The organism is Nocardiopsis trehalosi NBRC 14201 (assembly GCF_001552555.1).
GTDB classification, from domain to species: domain Bacteria; phylum Actinomycetota; class Actinomycetes; order Streptosporangiales; family Streptosporangiaceae; genus Nocardiopsis_B; species Nocardiopsis_B trehalosi.
The window spans coordinates 1-18,227 of sequence record NZ_BCRK01000003.1 but is presented as its reverse complement, the minus strand read 5'-3'; the positions used below and the strand labels follow the sequence as shown (position 1 = coordinate 18,227).

9 protein-coding genes are annotated in these 18,227 nt (G+C 75.7%); 1 reads left to right on the top strand and 8 read right to left on the bottom strand.

The genetic code is table 11. The features are described from left to right. The first annotated feature begins 106 nt into the window (after positions 1 to 106). Entirely contained in the window at positions 107 to 1,288 is a 1,182-nt protein-coding gene (locus NT8_RS01065; protein ID WP_157515433.1) for an esterase-like activity of phytase family protein, read from the top strand. A gap of 241 nt (positions 1,289 to 1,529) precedes the next feature. Here the strand turns inward: NT8_RS01065 and NT8_RS01060 are convergent, their stop codons facing one another. From NT8_RS01060 to NT8_RS29715, 8 genes are all read right to left on the bottom strand, one after another. Continuing rightward, entirely contained in the window at positions 1,530 to 1,943 is a 414-nt protein-coding gene (locus tag NT8_RS01060; protein WP_067962992.1) for an MmcQ/YjbR family DNA-binding protein, read from the bottom strand. A gap of 170 nt (positions 1,944 to 2,113) precedes the next feature. After that, on the bottom strand, positions 2,114 to 2,299 hold the full coding sequence (locus NT8_RS01055; protein ID WP_067962990.1) for a hypothetical protein: 186 nt from the start codon (positions 2,297 to 2,299) through the stop codon (positions 2,114 to 2,116). Between the two features lie 545 nt (positions 2,300 to 2,844). Next, a complete protein-coding gene (locus NT8_RS01050) occupies positions 2,845 to 3,603 on the bottom strand; it encodes a hypothetical protein (RefSeq protein ID WP_067962987.1) in 759 nt (252 codons plus the stop codon). Positions 3,604 to 3,640: 37 nt separating this feature from the next. After that, positions 3,641 to 4,807 carry a C40 family peptidase gene (locus tag NT8_RS01045; RefSeq protein ID WP_067962984.1) on the bottom strand — a complete coding sequence of 389 codons (1,167 nt, stop codon included), beginning with the start codon at positions 4,805 to 4,807 and terminating at the stop codon, positions 3,641 to 3,643. 75 nt (positions 4,808 to 4,882) lie between these two features. Continuing rightward, complete coding sequence (locus NT8_RS01040; RefSeq protein WP_067962981.1) at positions 4,883 to 5,533, bottom strand: hypothetical protein; 651 nt, start codon at positions 5,531 to 5,533, stop codon at positions 4,883 to 4,885. Between the two features lie 95 nt (positions 5,534 to 5,628). Then, the gene (locus tag NT8_RS01035; RefSeq protein ID WP_394326552.1) at positions 5,629 to 7,995 is read right to left on the bottom strand and encodes a type IV secretion system protein; all 2,367 of its coding nucleotides are present in this window, start codon (positions 7,993 to 7,995) and stop codon (positions 5,629 to 5,631) included. A 4-nt stretch (positions 7,996 to 7,999) separates the two neighbouring features. Continuing rightward, positions 8,000 to 10,492 carry an ATP-binding protein gene (locus tag NT8_RS01030; protein ID WP_067962977.1) on the bottom strand — a complete coding sequence of 831 codons (2,493 nt, stop codon included), beginning with the start codon at positions 10,490 to 10,492 and terminating at the stop codon, positions 8,000 to 8,002. A 127-nt stretch (positions 10,493 to 10,619) separates the two neighbouring features. After that, positions 10,620 to 17,453 carry a hypothetical protein gene (locus tag NT8_RS29715; RefSeq protein ID WP_217999044.1) on the bottom strand — a complete coding sequence of 2,278 codons (6,834 nt, stop codon included), beginning with the start codon at positions 17,451 to 17,453 and terminating at the stop codon, positions 10,620 to 10,622. Between the last annotated feature and the right edge of the window lie 774 nt (positions 17,454 to 18,227).

Here is an 18,227-nt window from a genome sequence, read left to right as displayed (position 1 = left end):
CGGCCGGGCAGCGGACTCGATCGCCCGCAGGGGCGGGCATGCCGGGGTACCGACATGTCACCGCGCGGACAGGTAAGGGCAACGGAATCGTGGTGGGATGGGCGGTATGCCCATCACCTCCGTTCGCCTGCTCGCCGCGGGTGTCCTCGCCCTCGGCGCCGCCGCCGTCCCCGCTTCCGCCCACGCCGATGAGGCGGACGCGCCGCGCCTGCTGGGCGCCGTCACGGTGCCGCACGGTACCGAGGTCGAGGGCACCGCCCTCGGCGGCCTGTCCGGCATCGACCGCGACCCCCGCACCGGTGACTACGTGCTCATCAGCGACGACCGGTCCGATCGCAATCCCGCGCGCTTCTACACCGCCGACATCCAGGTCGACGCGTCCGGCGTCGGCGCGGTCGACGTCACCGGTGTGCACACCCTCCGCGACGCCGACGGCGCCCCCTACCCGCCGCTGTCCGCGGCCGGCGCCGGGCAGCGCCCCTGCCCGCCCCGTTCCGCGACGTGCGGTCGCGGGGCCGTGGACCCCGAGTCCATCCGGATCGACCCCGCCACCGGCGGCGTGTGGTGGACCACGGAGGGCGAGCGGCGGCTCGACGGCGACACCCCCGTCCTGCTCGACCCGCAGGTCCGGGCCGCCGACCGGGACGGGCGCACGCGGCGCGTCCTGCCGACCCCCCGCAACCTGCGGATGGACGACGGCGACCGCGGCCCGCGCGCCAACCTCACCTTCGAGGGGCTGACGTTCGCCCCGCACGGCCGGTTCGTCACGTCGATGGAGGGCCCGCTGCTGCAGGACGGCCCCGTGGCGACGCCCGACCAGGGCGCCGTCGTCCGGTTCAGCGTCGGCGACCGGCAGGGCCGCCGGACGGCCCAGTACGGCTACCCGGTCGACCCCGTCTTCGCCGAGCCCGAACCCGCCGGCGGAGCCTACGACAACGGGGTGAGCGAGATCCTGGCCGACCCGGAGCACCCCGGTCGCCTGCTCGTCGTCGAGCGCGCCTACGTCGCGGGGGTCGGCAACGAGGTCCGGATCTACCGGGCGGACCTGCGCGGGGCGACCGATATCTCCCGGCTCCGGTCGATCGAGGACGCGCGCCGTGCGCCGCGCCTGGTCGAGAAGGAGCTGGTCGCCGACCTCGACGACCTGGGCCTGGAGCACGTCGACAACATCGAGGGGATGACCTGGGGCCCCGACCTGCCCTCCGGGGAGCGCACGCTGGTGCTGGTGAGCGACGACAACTTCTCCGCCTCGCAGCGGACGCAGGTGGTGGCGGTGGCGCTGCCGTAGCGGCGGCAGCGGGCGGGCGCGCCGATCCGGGTGCTGGGGCGGCGGAGGGCGTCGCGGTGGCCATCAGGAGGCCGGGCGCGGTCGGCGGACGGGCGGGGTAGCCGGGCACGGCGTTCGCCGCGTCCCGTCAGGTGGGTCCGCCCGATCGGGGCTGTGGGGCGGGCGGGAGGGAACGGAGGGGGCGGGCGGGTCGGCCTGATCGGGCGACCAGGTCTGCCGGGCGCGGCGTTCCGCCGTGCTCTCAGGAGGACCCGCCCGCCTCGGTCGGCGGGGGCAGGTCGGGCATGTCGTCGCCGAGGACCGCGAGGAGGCGGTCGCGGTCGGCCCGGCGCAGCCCTTTCACGACCTGGCGGTAGGAGTGCCACACCATCTCCACCACCTCGTCGTCGGGCACGCCGCCGTCGAGGACCACGGTGTTCCAGTGCCGCTTGTCGAGGTGGTACCCGGGCAGCACACCCGGGTACTGGGCGCGCAGGTCCAGGGCGAGGCCGGGTTCGCACTTCAGCGAGACCCGGGCGGGTCCGCGCCCGTCGTCGGAGAGCAGGGCGAACATCTTGCCCGCGACCTTGTAGACGGGGGTGCCCGGGGCGAACGGCTCGGTCTCGACCGACTCCGGGAACCAGAGGGCGACGTCGACGAACTGCTCTGGAGTCATCGGGGTCCCTTCGCGTGCGGTGGTGTGCACTTGTTGGGTACCACGCGGCGGGGACGGTCCGGGGGCGGCGGGCCGTTGCGGGGACGGTGAAGGACGGGCGGGAAGGGGACGGTAGGCACCGCCGGCGCGCCTGGAGGCGCAGCGCGGGGGCGGCCGGTCGGGGCCGTGGCCTACAGCGCGAGGAACAGCACCCCGGCGAGCGCGGTCGCCACCCCCACGGCGCAGGCGAACGTGCGCGCCGCCATGACCGCCGACTCGTTCCACGCCAACCGCGAGGCCGAGGAGATCAGCAGGGAGACCATCGAGGCGAGCGCCGCCACCAGCACGATGACGACGACGATGAGGACCGCGTGCACAGGTTTCCTCCGACGTGATGGGGGCGAGCGGGCGCGCTCGCACGCCGTGGACCCTCTACCGGTACCAGCGGAAGGACGGGATCGGAAGGGATCGGCGGCGGGCGGGCGCGTCACTGGCGCGGCGGGTTCATGCATGTGCGAATGCACGTGCATTTCAGTGTACCGATCGGGGGCGGGTCGCACAGGGTGATCAGCGGCCCCTACGGGGCTGACCGGAAGCGGCCACGGCCGTGCTCGCAGATTCGGGCATGCTGGAATGACAAGGCGATCACGAGGGTGACCGCCACCCATTTCCGTTGAACTTCCGGTTGACCTGACGAACGGCCCGCCGCGCGGTCCCCGCCCCGGCCGCCACAACCGACTTTCGTGCCTGAGTGATCGCATGGGGACACTCCGGACGACACTCACCGATGTGTTCACGACCTGAGCACGACCATCTGCGACGACCAACGGGTCGCCTCACCGAGGCCATCGCCTCAACAAACAGGTGTGAGTCCCTATGGCACCAACGCCCGCGCGGCGACCGGCCCCCGATCCCCCGCTGGTCACTCCACCTCGTCGGGGATGTGCCGTTCAAAGGCGCGGTCCAGGAACGGCGTCGCCTGCAGCAACTCCTGGCGAAAGTCCTGTTCCGTCACGGGCTCGCTCGTCGACTCGTCGGGACCGCTCAGCCGCACCTCGTAGACACCGCTCTTGACGATCCGCACGAGTTCGTAGGAGTCGCCGCCGGTCTTTGACGTCCGGTATCGGTAGTACGACTCACCGGGCATCCCTACGACCGGCCCCTCGGCTTCCGGCCGGGGAACCTCGTCGGCCGATGCATCGACACGTCCCCGGTACTCCTCGTCGGCCAGTTCGCTAAGGGATTCCTGCCCCTCCGTCTCGATGAACGCTCGATAGGAAAGCTCGAACTGCCAGACACTGGCGGAGCCGGCGGTGACCTCCCACGCGCATTCGTCGCTGACGGTACGCGGGTCGACGCTCTCGCCTCCAGTCGCGGTGTCCATGTAGTCGTCGTCCTCCTCCGTGCGGTTATAGGGGGAGGCGGACATGAGGCTCTGCGCCTCGACGAGTTCGCATAGATCGAGGAGTTCAGGTGGCATGGTCTCCCTGGGCTGCCGCGACTCGACGACACCCGGCTCACCACCGGACACACCGCTATCCGAGGTAAGGGTCCGCACCACGCCGACCACACCACCGACCATCACCAAGGCGGCCACCGTCCCGCATCCGAACATCAGGAAGAAGGCACGCCAGCCGTGAACGCCCTGCTTCTCGCTCCGCTCGGCCTGTCTCTCGGGCATGTGTCGTCCTCGGGAAGGGGTGGCAAGGGCGCGGAGACTAGCCCCGCGTCTCCAACTGGGCCTGGACGTCCGGGTGTTCCAGGGGCCGGGTGAAGCCCAGGACGTCGGCGCGGCTCGGGTCATCGTACTCACGGGTGGCGATGGGCCCGCAGTTGGTGCACCAGGCCTCCACCATCAGGCCGTCGCCGATCACCATCGCGACGTGTCCCGGCCCCGGGGGCTCGCCCGGGCGCTGCACGTCGAAGAAGACGAAGTCGCCCGGCTGCTCCTCCCCAGCCGGCACCCGCGGCCCGAAGTTCCACTGGTCCTGGGAGACGCGCGGGATGGACACCCCGATGCTCTCGTACGCCTTGTACAGCAGCCCGGAGCAGTCGTAGCCGGTCGGCCCGACACCGCCCCAGATGTAGGGCTTGCCGCGCTGGTCCATGGCCCAGTCGACGACGGCCTGCGCGGCCTCGTTGGGCGCCCGCCCCACGGGGATCCCGTCCTCGTTGACCTCGCAGTTCACCGCGGTCTCGATGGAGCCGCTGGTGTCGAAGTCGCCGTCGGCGTAGGTCTCGGCCCAGCCCATCACGTCGTCCACGTACCACCAGGCGTGGTTGTAGCCGAACACCGCCTGGCGCATGTCCTCCTTGGCCCCGTGCGCGATCAGGTAGTCCGCCGCGGCGGGGATGGCGTCGGCCGGGTCGTAGACGCTGACCACACCGTCCCCGTTGCCGTCCTGGCCGTAGCCCTCGTCGGGGCGGTCGTCGGCGTCCATGACCGGTTCGCCGCCCCAGCTGTTCCCGGCTGCGGACCCGTCGAGGGAGCCGAACTGCATGGGCCCCGCGGCGCCCCAGTCGTTGTGGCCCTCCGTGATGCCCGGCCCCTCCCAGCGGCCGTGCTTGCTCTCGACCTGCCCGATGCCGGCGAGCACGTTCCACGGCAGGCCCTTCTCCTCCCCCACCTCGCGGTAGATCTCCAGGTAGTTGGCGGGGATGGAGTCCTCGGCGTAGCCGCTGCTCTCGGCCTGGTCGGCGGCGGTCTCGCCGGTGCACCGCAGCCCGCCCGCGACGTTGAGGATGCCGGGGCTCATCGACGCGGTGGGGATGACGATCATGGCGAGGCCGACCACGCCCGCGATGAACAGCCCGACCCCGATGGCGAGCCGGGTCGCGCAGGAGCCGCGGTCGTCCGGGACCGCGGTCGTGAAGAGGGAGATCATGCCGTCACCTGCCGGGGGTAGCGCTGGGCGGGTGGAACACGTGCGCCGGAACGGGGGCCGGTCGGATGGCCGCCATCACCCCTCACCGAGGTTTCCGGCGTCGGCGGGCTGGAAGTCGAAGACCCGCCACTCGCCGCGCTCCCGCACGACGGTGACGGCGAAGTCGCCGAGGTCCTCGTCGGCACCTCCGGAGCCCTCGGTGATGGACTGGGCCCGGACAACGAACACCACGGACTCGTCGTCGAAGCCGCGGATGGACTCGACGTCGGCCCGCCCCTCGGCGACCGCCTCCTGCTCGCCCATCTCCTGCCACAGGGCCCCGGCGCCCGAGCTCTGGGCGAGGGTCTCGGCGTAGTCGTCGGTGGCCAGGGCCTGCATGGAGGCGTAGTAGTCCTCGGGAGATTCCGCGTAGTCGATGGTGCCGTAGGCCGTGGCGAACGCCTGGGCGGTGGCGGCGGCACCCTTCAGCTCGTCCTCGGTGAAGGGGAGCCAGTCGAGCACCCGCATGTCCTCGGTGGCCGTGGTCGGGATCGGGCTCGGCGGGTCGACGGCGGGCTGTTCGCCGCCGCCACCGTCGGCGCCGTCACCGCCCTCGGCCTGCGGCGGCGCCTCCTCGTCGCCGCCGGAGAATCCGCCGAAGCTGAGGTAGAGGCCGAAGGCGACCAGGACGGCGACGAGGACGCCGAAGACGAGGCGCTGCTGCCCCTCGGAGAGCGACTTGGGCATGGCTGGGCGGTCCCTAGGAGGTGCAACGGGGGTGGCGGGTCGGGCGGGTGCGGCGCCCCCGGTGGGGGGCGCCGCACCGCGCGGACGGCATGGGGTCAGTCATCGCCGTCGCGGAGCCAGAACGGGATGTCGCGGCGCTGCTCGCGGCGGCGCTGCGGTTCCGAACCGGTCCAGAACGGGCTGATGGGGGCGTCGTCCTTGCGGCGGCCGGAGCCGCTGATCCAGCCGCCGCCCTCGCCGCGGGGCGCGGGCGCCTCGGGGCGCGGGCCCCGCACGGGCGGGGCGGGCCGGTCCTGGCGGGTGCGCGGGGAGCCCCACCGCGATCCGCTGCCGGGGACGGCCATCGGCGGTGTGGCCGATCGGCCCCGGAAGATGCCCTGGCCGCTGCTGGGTGCGGCCCGGTCCGCGGCGGCTCCCCCGCCCGGGGCGGACGGCCCGCCTCCCCCGCCGGACGCGGCCCGCTGCCCGCTGCCCGATCCGGTGCCGAAGACGGCGGCCCACCCGGTGTCGCCCGTGCCGGTGTACCCGCCGGACGGACGCGGCGGGATGGGGGCCCGCCCCGGGGAGCCGAGGCCGACCGACGCGGCCTCGCTCAGGCGTGGCGCCTGGGCGGAGCTGCGCTGCGTGGACGCGGGCTGGCCGCGACCGGGGTCGCCGCCGCCCGTCTGTCCGAGGTGCAGGGGCGGCGGTGCGGCCCTTCCGCGGACCCGGCCGTAGCCGGCGGTTCCGCGGGCGCGCGCCGCCGTGCCGCGCGTGCCGGTGGGTTCGGTGTCGCCCGGGTCCACCGCACCGCGCCCGGCATCGGGGGTGTCGGCGCCGACGCCGGCCGCCCCCGCAGCGGGGACCGCCCCGGCGGCGGCCGCCAACTGAGGGGCCCGCTTGAGCCCCCACCGCTGGGCGCGCATGTAGGCGACCGGCGGGAGGACGTTGGCGCTGCGGCTGAGGGCGCTGCTGGTGACCGCGTCGCTCACCATGCGCGAGGTGAAGGTGTTGGCGTTCACCGACGCGAACAGGTGGGCGAACGGGCGGCGGTAGACGAAGAGGGCGAGGGTGAACAGGGCGAGCAGGATCATTTGCAGGCCCCAGCCGAGGTTGGTCGCCATCACCAGTCCGTAGCACACCACGAGCAGGGAGATGAGCAGCATCACGAAGACCTGCTTCAGGAGCAGGCCCAGCACCATCTCGAACCATCGGAGCAGGACCGAGCGGCCGTACCCCGGATGGATGCCGATCAGGAGGAAGATCGGTGAGAGGAGAAGGAGGAGCAGGAAACCGATCTTAAGCACAATGAGGGCGACAGATCCGGCGAGAATGAGGCCTCCGGCGCAAACCGCTGCGAACAGGGCAAGGACCGCTACACCGAACCTGCTCCCCTGCTGATCCCCTTCGAACAGCGGGTACACCTCGGGATAGTTGTCCTGGATGCCCGAGGCGATCTCCTCGTACTCCTGCTGCTTCTGCTCCCTCAACTCGGTGGCGTCCGCTTCGCCGCGTTCGATCAGGAGCTGCTCCGCACGGCTGATCCCCTGCGCCTGGAGCAGAGGAACCCCGTACTCCTGTGCGGCGACGCTGGCCGTCGGACCGCTACCGAACTCACCCGCCACCCATGGCTGGCAGACCAGCCCCGTCCACAGCATCTGGGAGTTCCGCCGGACGGCGAAGTCACTATCGCCCTCCCAGTCGGCCTGCTGGATCTCGGGAGCCCCGGCCGGGCACGTCGTCGCAACCCCGGAGACGGAAATGCGCGCGACCGCGGTGTTGACCAGTTGGCCGCCCGAGTTCACCACTTGACCGGCCAATCCGAGGATCTGGCCCGGGTTGACCAGGATCCAGATGCCCAGCGTGGTGGCCAAGACCATCCACACGGCGCTCTCGATCGTCAGCGTGACCCGTTTCCGGACGAGCCCGTACCAACCGAGCCACACCGCTCCCAGAATGATGACCGTGGGAAGCAGAGGCCGCCAGATTCCCTCCCGGAGTTCCCCTACGACACTCTCGACGAGCCCGTTGAAACTGGCCAGCAGGCCATCGGACGTCGCGGCCTGGTACACCGTGATCGTCGACTGGTTGATCGTTTTCGACAAGTCCCACGTCGTGTTGCTCAACGTGGCGATCGCGCTGGTCCCCAACTTGTCCACGCAGGAGTCGCGAATGACGTGCCATTGCTGACCCGCCGTTCCGTACTGTCCGTAGAGGCTCTGGTCGGGCAGTTCACCGTCAGGGGACGCCGCCACCGCCTCCGCCGACTGCGGCGGCACCAGCAGCCCGTCCGCACCGCTGCCCGCCGCCTCCGGCTGGGGGGCCGGTTCGCCCTCGCAGACGGGGGCGGCCTGGGCGGTGCCGACGGGGATGAGGAGGAAGGCCAGGAGCAGGGCCGCCATCACGAGGTGGCGTCGGAGGTTGCGGCCGGCGGTCGTCGGCCGGGGCATCCACCGGTGCAGGGGTGTCGACCTCGGGCTCATTGCTTCAGCGCTCCTGCCTGGTGGTTCCGGTGCCGACGAGGGCGCCGTCGGCCGCGGGGTCGTCTGCGTCGGGTCGCTGGCGGGTGGGGTTGGTGTCGAGCCACCGCAGGAGTTCCTCGGACACCAGGTCGACGGCGATGCGTCCGGCGCGCCCGTCGAGGTCGCGGAAGATGCATTCGCCGTTGCCGAGGTTGCGGAGCATGGCCATGTGCTCCTCGGAGGGTTCGACCCCGAGGAGCGCCATGACGCTCTCCACCTCGAACCGTTCACTCGATCTGAACGCGAACACGCTGGACAGGCAGTTGGTGACCTGCTCGTTCAGAAGGTCACCGGCGTTCTGGCTGACCAGGATGAGCGCCGTGTTGCGGGAGCGCCCCATGCGCGAGACCTCCGGCACGAGCTTGGCGCCCTCCGGGGTGGAGGTCACCGCCCACGCCTCGTCGAGGAAGATCGCCTTGGGCAGGTGCCGGTCGAGCCCGTTCATGAGCCGGCGGGCGAACTGGCTGACCAGGTACAGCAGGGCGACGCTGAGCCGCTGCTCGTAGGAGTAGTCGTCGCGCTGGATGGCGGAGTCGGGCAGGGTGAGCCCGCCGAGGGTGAACACGGTGGTCCACCCCTCGGTGTCGATCTGGGCGTCGCCCTGCGGGTCGAAGCAGAGGCTGGCGAGGCGCATCTCCGACATGGACTGCAGCACCGCGCCGAGGTTGCGCGAGGCCGCGTCGTCGGAGTTCTCCAGGTGGGTGACGACCTTGGCCAGGCTGGGCCGGGGCTGGTTGGCGACCGCCGCGACCGCCTGGATCATGGCCGACTCCCGCTCCTCGCTCATGCGCGGCAGCAGCAGCCGGAGCGTCTCGGTGGCCATGGTCTTCTTGGTGGGCAGGTCGTCGCCGAACGCGAACGGGTCGAGCAGGCCCGGTTGGGCGGAGCCGAGGGACATGATGCGGGCCTTGCGGCCGCGCCGCTGGAGCAGCTGGACGAGCGACTCGGCGTCGCCCTTGGGGTCGATGGCGGCGACGGTGACGCCGCGCAGCGCGAGCTGGTGGATGAGCAGCAGCGCCAGGGTGGTCTTGCCGCCGCCGGGTTCGCCGGTGATGGCGATGGCGGTGGGCCGGTTGCGGGCGGCGGCGACCATCGGGTCGAAGTGCACGATGGAGCGGGCCCGCCCCAGGGTCTCCCCGATGTAGGGCCCGGTCCACCCGCCGCCGCCGATGCCGGTGTCGCGGCGGTCTCCGAGGTCGACGGTGGCGGTGGGCATCCCGCCGGCGATGGTGCGCAGGGGCTGCCGCTGGGCGTAGGCGTTGAGGCGGATGCGGTCGCCGGGCAGGAACTCGTTGAACAGCGAGAGCTGGTCGCCGGTGGAATTGGTGACGTCGATGCCGATGTCGCGGTAGTGCTCCACGACGGCCTCCACCCGCTGCACGAGGAGGTCCTCGGTGGGCGCGGACACCATGAGCCGGTGCCACCCGTACACGAACGGCAGCCGCTCCTTGGTGATGCCGTGTTCGAGCATGCGGGCGGCGTCGATCTGCTCGGCGAGGGCGATCGGCGCCTCCTGCCCGGCTTCGCGGATGTGCGCGTCCATGTCGCGGGCGTGGGCGAGCTTGCGGCCGACGTCCTTGCTGGCCTTGGCGGGCGGGACGAGCTTCATCCGCAGCGACACCTCGACCGGGAAGGGCAGGGAGTCGGCGTAGTGCAGCCACGGCTCGCCGTCGGGGAACGGCATGAGGTCGGGGAACCGGGAGAACGACAAGTGGGCGGTGTAGGTCGACCCGGTGGCCTGCTCCAGCCGGAGCAGGGACCGCCCGTTGTGGATGACCCCGTCGACGAGCTGCTCGATCTCCCCCCGCCCCCAGGTGCGGCGCCCCGCCGCGGAGGTGCGCGGCTCCTCGGCGGTGCCGGCGACGGCGTGCCGGAACAGCCAGGCGAGCTGGTCGGAGGTGGCGTGGCGGGCGCGCAGGGCGCTGGCGGCGAGGGCGCGGCCGAGGCGTTCGGCCTGGTCCGACCAGCGGGCGATCTCCTTGGCGTCGACCGCGTCGTCCTCCATGCCGAGGACCTGCTCGGTGCGCTGGTAGGCGGAGAGCAGGCCGCCGAACACCCCCTGGGAGAACTGCCCGCGGACACCGCCCCGCTGCCCGAGCCGGACGCCGAGGTAGATCTCCTTGGTCCAGAAGTCCTTGGCCCACACGTGCCGGTACATCTCGTCGAGGTAGTCGTACCAGCCGGGCCCGGAGTCGGACGTCTGGTCGAGCCGGGTGGCCCATTCGGCCGCCGGGTAGGTGCGGTGGGCGACGCGCAGGTGCACTTCGGCGTCGTTCATCCGGATGGCGGCGAGCGCGATGGTGATGTTGGTGGCGAGGGCCTCCCGCTCCTCCGGGGTGGAGAACTCGTAGGAGACGGTGGGCAGGCGGAAGTACGCCCACGCCTCGGCCTCGCTGAGCAGGACGCGGTCGTCGAAGTAGCGGACCGCCAGGCGGCTGCCGCCCCTGCTGCCGTTCATCGGGTGCCCTCCCGGGTGGTCGCGTGCGTGGTGTCCGGAGCGGCGGTGCGGGCGCCGGGGACCGGGGGTCGGACGGTGGGTTGCGCGGAGGGGGCCGCCGGGCGGGGCGCGGCGGCCGCCGGCGGCGTCACCGCCGCACCTCGGGTCCGACGCGGTTGCCCGTCCCCGGGGTGGTCGGCCCGGCGCCGGTGCCGCCGGCCAGGCCGTGCAGGAGGACCCCGCCGAGGGCGGCGTGCGCCCGGCGGGTGGTGGCGCGCAGGGCGCCGACGTCCACGACCTTGCCCGCGGAGAGGTGGTCGTCCCACGGCACCCGGACGATGGCCCGGCAGCGCCCGCGGGCGACGCGTTCGGCCTCGTCCACGTCGGCGAGGCTGCGCTTGCTCACCCCGTTGATGACGACGACCGCCCGGGAGCGCAGCGCCGCGTAGCCGTGCCCGTCGAGCCATTCGAAGGTCATGGCGACCGATCGGGCGGCGTCCTCGCTGGCGGGGGCGACGAGCACGAGCCCGTCGACCACGGGCAGGGCGCGGGCCACCCCGGTGGCGGCCGGGTCGAGGACCGCCACCTCGTAGTAGGCGCGGAGGAGCCCGGCGAGCCCGGCGTAGTCGCGGTCGTCGAGCGTCTGCACATAGGGGTCGTCGAGGGTGGCGACGACCTCCAGCCCGGTCGGGGCCTGCGACGTGTAGCGGCGCATCGCCAGGTAGCCGTGGACGGCGTCGACGTTGGCGAGCAGGGAGGTGAGGGTCTCGGGGGTCTCGGTGCGGACCCGCCGGGACAGCCCGGCGGTGCCGGGGTTGACGTCGACCGCCACGACCCGTTCGTCGCGGTGGGCGGCGAGGGTGTGGCCGAGCATCAGCGTGGTGATGGTCTGCCCGGCGCCGCCGGTGCAGCCGAGGACGACCACGTTCTTGGGCCCGCCGAGGGGGGTGCGCAGCCGTTCGAGGTCGGCGGGCGGCAGGTCGGACTTGGGGGGTGCGCTGGAGCCGCCGGTGACGACGCGGGCGAGGCGGCGCCAGCCGCGGGTGCCGCCCGAGCCGGGGGTGTCCTGGGTGTGGGCGGGCGGTTCGTGGTGGACGGGCGGGACGGTGCCGGGGGTGTCGGTGAGGCTCTGCTGCTCGCCGGTGCCGTGGTCGAGCTGGAGCGACGGCTTGTCGGGTTCGGTGGGGGCGGCGGGCCCGGAGGCGGCCCGCCGCTCGGGGCCGCCGGGCGCCGTGCCCGGCGGGGTCTGCCCGAACAGGTGGCTGATCCGGCGGGCGTTCTGCGCGACACGGGTGAACACGCCGTCGTCGGCCGGGCGGTCGCCGTGCGGCGGCCGGGCCCCGGCGGGGCGGTCGGCGCGGTCCGGGGCGGCCGAGGGCTGCGCGCCGGTGGGGTTGGCGCGCATGGTGCGGGACAGCCGGGAGGAGCGCTCCTGGTCGGCCGCGTCCGGGGCCGCGGGGCGGGGGTCGGGGTCGGCGGTCCGCCCGGTCGGCGGTGTGGTCGGCCGGGCGGGCGGCTGGTGGCCGACGGCCGACCGGTCCCGGGTCGGCCGGTCCTGGGCCGGGTGGGCAGGCGCCTGGTGGGCGGCGGCCTGCCGGTCCTCGGCCGGGTGGGCGGGCGGCGTGTCGGCGCGGCCGGGCCGCTCCGCCGGCCGCTCGGGGGCGCGGCGCGGCGCGGACCTGTTGAGGCGGGCGCGGATGGCGGCGGCCTCGGCGGCCTCCAGGTCGGCCGCCGTGGTCCGGCGGCGGGGGGCGTCGACGTCGCCGAAGCTCTCGTGCTCGCCGGTGCCGTGGTCGAGTTCCAGGGGCGGCTTGCGCGGGATGACGAGCGGCGGGGTGGTGTCCGTGCCACCGACGGGCCGCCCCTCGCCGGACGCGGCCGACGGCCGGGACACGGCGTCGGAGCCATCCGGGGCGGCGGCGGGGCGGTCGTCCTGCGCGGAGACCGGGTGCGCGGCCGCACCGTGGCCACCACCCGCCGACCGAGGCGCGGCGCCAGCACCATTCGAGGCGGCGGGGCGGTCGTCCTGCCCGGCGGCCCGGTGCGCGGTGGCACCGTGGTCGCCATCCGCCGACCGGGACGCGACGTCGGAGCCGCCGGGGGCGGCGCGGTCGGGTGCGCGGCCGCCGGCGGCGGAGCCTGCGGGGCGGTCGCCGCGCGCGGCCGCTGAAGGCGCCGACGGCGCGTGCCCGGCGTGGTCACCGCGCGTCGGGGCGGGGCGGTCGGCGGCGGGGTCCGGGGCGGTCCGGGCGTCGCCGTGTCCGGGCGCGCGCGGGTCCGCCGCCGGGCGGCCCTGCGGTGCGGGGCGGCGGGCGGGCTCCTGCGGTGCCGCGTCGGTGAACCATCCGGCGGGCTGCCGCCGGGTCTCGCCGTCGGCCTGGGCGAACCGGGGCGGCGGCGGAGCGGGGGTATCGGTCCGGCTGAGGTGGCGGTCGAGCACGTCGAGCCGCTCATCGCGCGGCGCGTCGCCACCACGTTCGGTACGCGACACGTCGCCGCCGCGTTCGGTACGCGGCGTGTCCGCGCCTCCGGCGGCGGGGTCGGCGGCCGTGGACGCTCCCGGGCCGCCGGCCGACCGCACCTCCCGCGCCGGGCGCGGAGCGGCGGTATCGGCGGGGGCATCGGCGCGGTCGCCGGTGGCCGACTCGGCGCCGGTGGACCGGCGAGCGGCGGTACCGGGCGCGTCCGCCCCGGAGACCGAGGTGCGGGTCTCGCGTTCGGGACCGGAGGCGTCCGCGCCTTCGGCGGTGGGAACCCGCCCGAGGCCGTCCGGTCGCCCGGCGTCCTGCGCCGGACGCGCCGTCGCGGGGCCGCCGGTGGCGGACGGGTCCGTTCCGGCGGCGGTGGCGGCGGTGCGGCGCCGTGCGGCGTCGGTGCGGTCCGGGAGGGTGTCCTCGGCGGTCCCGTCGGAGGCGGCGGGCCCGCTGTCGCGGACGTCTCCGCTCGCGCGGCCGTGGGCGGGGGTCGGCACGGTGTCGGCGTGCGGTGAGACGGCGGTGGCCTCCGACGCGGGCGGCGCATTCCGGTCCGGGCGGTCGGTGTCGCCGTCGCGTCCGGAATGGACCTCCTCGGCGGGTGGAGCCGCCTCGGTGCGCGCCGTGGTCTGCGGACGCCCGCCGACGCCCGAGCCCGGCTCCGCCTGCACGACCGAGCCCTGCTCCGGCCGCACGTCCGCGTCCGGCGCGGGACGCCCGCCCCGTTCGGCTCCGCCGCTCGATGCGGCGCCCGGCACGTCGACCGCGTCCATCGGGCGGTCGTCGGCACGCGCGGCGGCGTGCGCGCGGCCCGTTCCAGGGGGCGCCTCGGTGTCTCCGACCGACGGCGTTCCGGATTCGGAACGGTCGTCCCGAAGAGCGGCGGCACCCCGGCGCGAGGATTCGGTGGATTCCGACGCGGAACGCCCGGTCGGCACGGCCTCGGGGGTGCTCTCGTCGTGGCGACCGACGTCGTTCGCGGCAGCCTCGCTCCGCCCGGCCTCTCCGGCGCCGGACGTGGGCGCGGTCTGAGCGGTGGGCTCTGCCCCACGGAGGGCGTCCCCGCCCTCAGCGTCGACGGCGGAGGCGAGTCCACCGTCCCCTGCGGCTCCACCCCCGGTGCCCGGGGTGTCGCCACCGGCAGCAGCCGGCGCGGTGAGGTCGGTGGACGAGCGGGCGTCCAAGGTGTTCGGGGTGTCCGGGTACCCGGCACGCGCATCCGACGCCGCGGTAGGCCCGCTTTCCGAGCGACCGGTGGACACGTTCTCGTCCGACCCGATCTCACGGTCCGCACGCGCGTCACCGGTGCGCCCGTCGTCCGCAGCGCGCACGGCCCCGGAGCGGCCGTCCCGGGCGCCCAGGTGCCCGGAGTCCGAATCCGCCGAGGCGATGGCCCCGCTTTCCGGGCGCCGAGTGGACGTGTCCTCATCCGCCCCGATCGCTCGGTCCGCGCCCACATCGCCGATGCGCCCGTCGTCCGCAGCGCGGACGGTCTCGGAGCGGTCGCTTTCGGCGCTGTCGGTGCGTCCCGTCTCCGCTGCGGGTGCGGTGGTGTCCCCTCGGTCGGCGGTGCCAGTGCGGGCCGTCGGCGAGGCCATGTCGTCGGGGCCGCCGGTACGAGTGTCGTCGCCCGGACGCCCATGTCCGGCGGGCGCGGCTTCGGGGCCGCCGACGCGGGCAGCGACGCCGGAACGGCCATCGGTGTCGCGAGCGGGGTCGCGATTGCGGTCGGGCGTGGTGGCGTTCGCGGATGCGGCGGCCGCGTCGGTGTCGGCCGGGCGGTCCCGAAGCTCGGGGTCGCGGGCCGGGTGCGGGGTGCGGGCGGGACCGTCTGGCCGCCGGGGGGCAGGGGCGCCCTCCGGGGCGGAGAAGGAGCGGACGGTGTCGGTCATGCTCGCGTGTTCGCCGGTGCCGTGGTCGAGCTGGAGCGGCGGCTTCGCGACGGCCGGAGTCCGGGACGCGCCCGGTGCGTTGGTCGCCTCGCTGCGCTCCGTCGCGGCGGTTCCGCTGCCCGGAGTCGGCGCCTGGGCCGCGCCGCCGTCCCGGCGGTCGGCCGACTGGCCGGCGGAGGCGCCGCCGTGGTCCGCGCCGGAGGCGGGGGTGGTGCCGCCTTCGGCGGCGGGAGCGTCCGTGCCGGTCAGGCCGGTGGCCGGACCGGAGGGGGCGACCGCACCGGTCGAGAGGGCGCCGTGCGCCGACTCGGGTGCGCCACCGTGCGGCCCACCGGCCGACGGGGCGGCCGGGCGGGTGTCCTCAGGGGCGGGGCGGGCGGGGGCGGCCGGGCGGGTGGATGGGGGCACGGCCGTTTTGTCGGCGGTCGTGGCTGCTCCAGTGGCGGACGCGGGGGCGGAATCCGGTGCGGTGGCGTCCCGCTCCGACAGCGGAACGGGCAGGTCCCAGGGGGCGGCGTGCGGGCGGCGGCGGGGGCGGTCGGCCAGGCGCGGCCGCTCGACCCGGGCCGGCGGTTCCGGCTCGCCGAAACCGCGGGCGCGCTCGGGCGGCGCCGGGGGCAGGGCGCGCTCGCGCTGTCCTTCCGGCGCGTCGCCACGGCCCGTCGGGCTCTGCGCGGATGTGTCCCCACGACCCGTCGGGGTGTGGCTCTGCGCGGACGTGTCACCGCGGTCGGTCGGGGCGTGGCTCTGCGCGGACGCTTCGGTGGGCGCGGTCGGCGCGGGGGGCGCCGGGGCGGCGGCGTCGCGCCCGGTGTCGGTGAAGGGTCCCGGGGCGAGGTCGGCGCGGCGCTGCGGCTGGGTGGGCGCCGACTCGGCGGTGCGGCGGCGCTCCAGGCGGCGGGCGACCTCCACACCCTGGGCGCGGGCGCGCAGGCGGCGCTGCGGGCCGCGCCCGGCGGGAGCGGTGCCCTCCGCGCGTTCGAAGGCGGCCGTGCCGGGCTCGCTGTGGTGCCCGTTCGCGCCGACCCCGGGGGCGGCGCGCCCGTGGGCGGTCTCGGCGCGCGCGGGAGCGGGTGCGGACCCGCTCTCGGAGCGCCCCGCAGAGGCTCCACGCTCAATGTTCGCACCGGGGAACCCGCTGCCCGCTCGGGCCGGGGCGGACTCGGCGCCGACGCGCGCGTCGGCGGACCTGCCGCCGGTCGGCCCGTCTGCGGGCCCGGAGCCCGTGCGCTCGGGGGTGCCCTGACCGGCGGGGACGTCCGTGGGGGCGGAGGAGTCCGAACGGGCGGCGGCGCGCTCGTCGCCGGGGTGCGGGCGCGTTCCGGCCCGGGTGGAGCGGTCGTGCAGGCCGGGGGCGGTGAGCCACGTGTCGTCGTCGGGGACGTCGGAGGCGGTACCCGCCGGTGCGTGGCCTCGGTCGGCGGGACCGCGGTCCCGGGTCGGCGCCCCGTTCCGGTCGCCCGTGTCCGTGTCGCGGCCGCGCCGCGCGGAATCCTCGGTGGTAGCGCCGCCGCCGGAGGCGGCGGGCGTGGCGGCGGCATCGCCGGGGCGGCACCCGGTGGAGACGGGTCCGGGAGGGTACTCGGCGGCGGGGGCGTCGGCGTGCGAGGCGGCGTCAGGTCGGGCGCGGTCGACGTCGCAGGCGCCCGCGTCCAAGGCGGCCTCCCGCCGGACGCCGTCGGCGTCAGGGGAGCCCGCCTGCACGGAGGCCTCCCGACGAGCGCGGTCGGTGGCAGCGGCACCCGCGTGCGGGGCCGCCTCCCCCCGGGCGCGGTCGGCGTCAGGGGCGTCGGCGGGCACGGCGGCGTCGTGTCGGGCGCGGTCGGCTTCGGTGTGCGGGGCGGCCGGGTCCGGGTGGGGGGCCGCCATCATCTCCTCGGCGCGGCGGCGGGTGGCGGTGCCGTCGTCGCGGCGGGAGGCCGCGCCCTTGGAGGCGATCGGCCACGGGGTGGCGCCGGACGCGGCGCCGAGTTCGGTGAACCAGGCCCCTTCGCGTTCGTCGTCGACCGTGCTGGGGACCGCCCCTTCGGCGTACCCGCGCGCGCGGTGGCCGTGCGGGCGCGGTGCGGGGGCGTCGTCCTTGTGCTTGGCGGAGCCGAGTTCGGTCCGCTCGGCGGCCGGGAGGCCCGAGGACGGCGTGTCGCCCCGTTCCGGGCGCTCCTCCTTGGGCAGGGCGAACCCGAAGTAGTTGAGCACCTTGATGCCCATACCGCGGCCGCCTCCGCGCCCGCGCCCCCCGGTGGTGTCGGGGGCCGGGTGCGCGGCGCCGTGTGCCGCGTCGGCGCCGGCGTGGGTGCGGCCGCCGCCGGGCGGGGCGAACCTGGGCGCCGGGCGGGCCGGCGCGTGGTCCTCGAACGGGAACGGGTCCTCGGCGGCCTCGTACCCGGTGCGGCGATCGGCGGGGGGCGCGGTGTCGCGGGCGCCCTCGCGGACGGGCCGGGGCGCGTCGGCGTGCCCGGCGACGCCGTGCGCGGCGGCCTCCCGGCCCGATCCGGCCCGCTCCCGCTCCGGGGCGGTGGGCGTCGGCACGACGGCGGCGCGCCCGTACTCCCATGTCGGCCGGGAGCGTTCCCGGCCGGCGGCGGTGGAACGGCCGTCGCGGCCGGCGGACTCCACTCGCTCCGGCTCCCACGCGGGCCAGGGCTCCGGCGTGCCGGACGTGTCCCGCGCGCGGTCGCCCGACGCGGCACCGGAACGCCCACGGGACGGCCACGGGGAATCCGCGTAGGCGGCGTCGGCATCGGCATGGGCATCGGCGTCCGAGACGCCGCTGCGGCCGACCTCGGCACCGGCCTCCGCGTCCGACCTCGGCGCCTCAGCGGCGGTGCGTCCACGGAACGGCTGACGGGACTCCACATAGGCGGCATCGTCGTCGGCGTCCGGAACGCCGGAGACGCCGTTGCCGCCGATCGCGGCGCCGGCCTCCGCGTCCGGCCTCGGCGGCTCGGCGTCGGCGCGTCCACGGGACGGCCATGGGGACTCTGCTCTGGCGGCAGTGGTCTCGGCGAGGGACGGGACGGCTGCGTTGTCCGGCTCGGGCTCCCACACAGGCCAGGGGTCCGGCGTGTCGGGGACGGCCTCCCGGGCGGGCCCGTTCTCGGGCCGGGGCTCGCCGACGGCGGTGCGGTCGGGCTCGGTGCCGGGGCGTGTCTCCTCCCCCGCAGGGGGGGTGCCCCCGGCGGCCTCGGGGGTGGCGTCGGACCAGGCCGGCCATTCCGGGCGGTCCGGGCGCAGCTGGGGGACGGCGTTCGGGCGCGGCGGGGCGGCCTCGGGGCGGGGTGGGGCGGCGGCGGGGGTGCGGGTGAGGCGGAGGGGTTCGGGGGCCGCGGCGATGGCGGGCGCCGGGGCGGCCGGCTCGGCCGCGCGGCGGGCGCGCTGCGCGCGGCCGCG

What these genes read in the sequence shown, in the direction of transcription:
- NT8_RS01030 (WP_067962977.1), bottom strand. Translation starts at nt 10,492, where the DNA reads ATGAACGGCAGCAGGGGCGGCAGCCGCCTGGCGGTCCGCTACTTCGAC.
- NT8_RS01060 (WP_067962992.1), bottom strand. Translation starts at nt 1,943, where the DNA reads ATGACTCCAGAGCAGTTCGTCGACGTCGCCCTCTGGTTCCCGGAGTCG.
- NT8_RS01040 (WP_067962981.1), bottom strand. Translation starts at nt 5,533, where the DNA reads ATGCCCAAGTCGCTCTCCGAGGGGCAGCAGCGCCTCGTCTTCGGCGTC.
- NT8_RS01050 (WP_067962987.1), bottom strand. Translation starts at nt 3,603, where the DNA reads ATGCCCGAGAGACAGGCCGAGCGGAGCGAGAAGCAGGGCGTTCACGGC.
- NT8_RS01065 (WP_157515433.1), top strand. Translation starts at nt 107, where the DNA reads ATGCCCATCACCTCCGTTCGCCTGCTCGCCGCGGGTGTCCTCGCCCTC.
- NT8_RS01045 (WP_067962984.1), bottom strand. Translation starts at nt 4,807, where the DNA reads ATGATCTCCCTCTTCACGACCGCGGTCCCGGACGACCGCGGCTCCTGC.
- NT8_RS01035 (WP_394326552.1), bottom strand. Translation starts at nt 7,995, where the DNA reads ATGAGCCCGAGGTCGACACCCCTGCACCGGTGGATGCCCCGGCCGACG.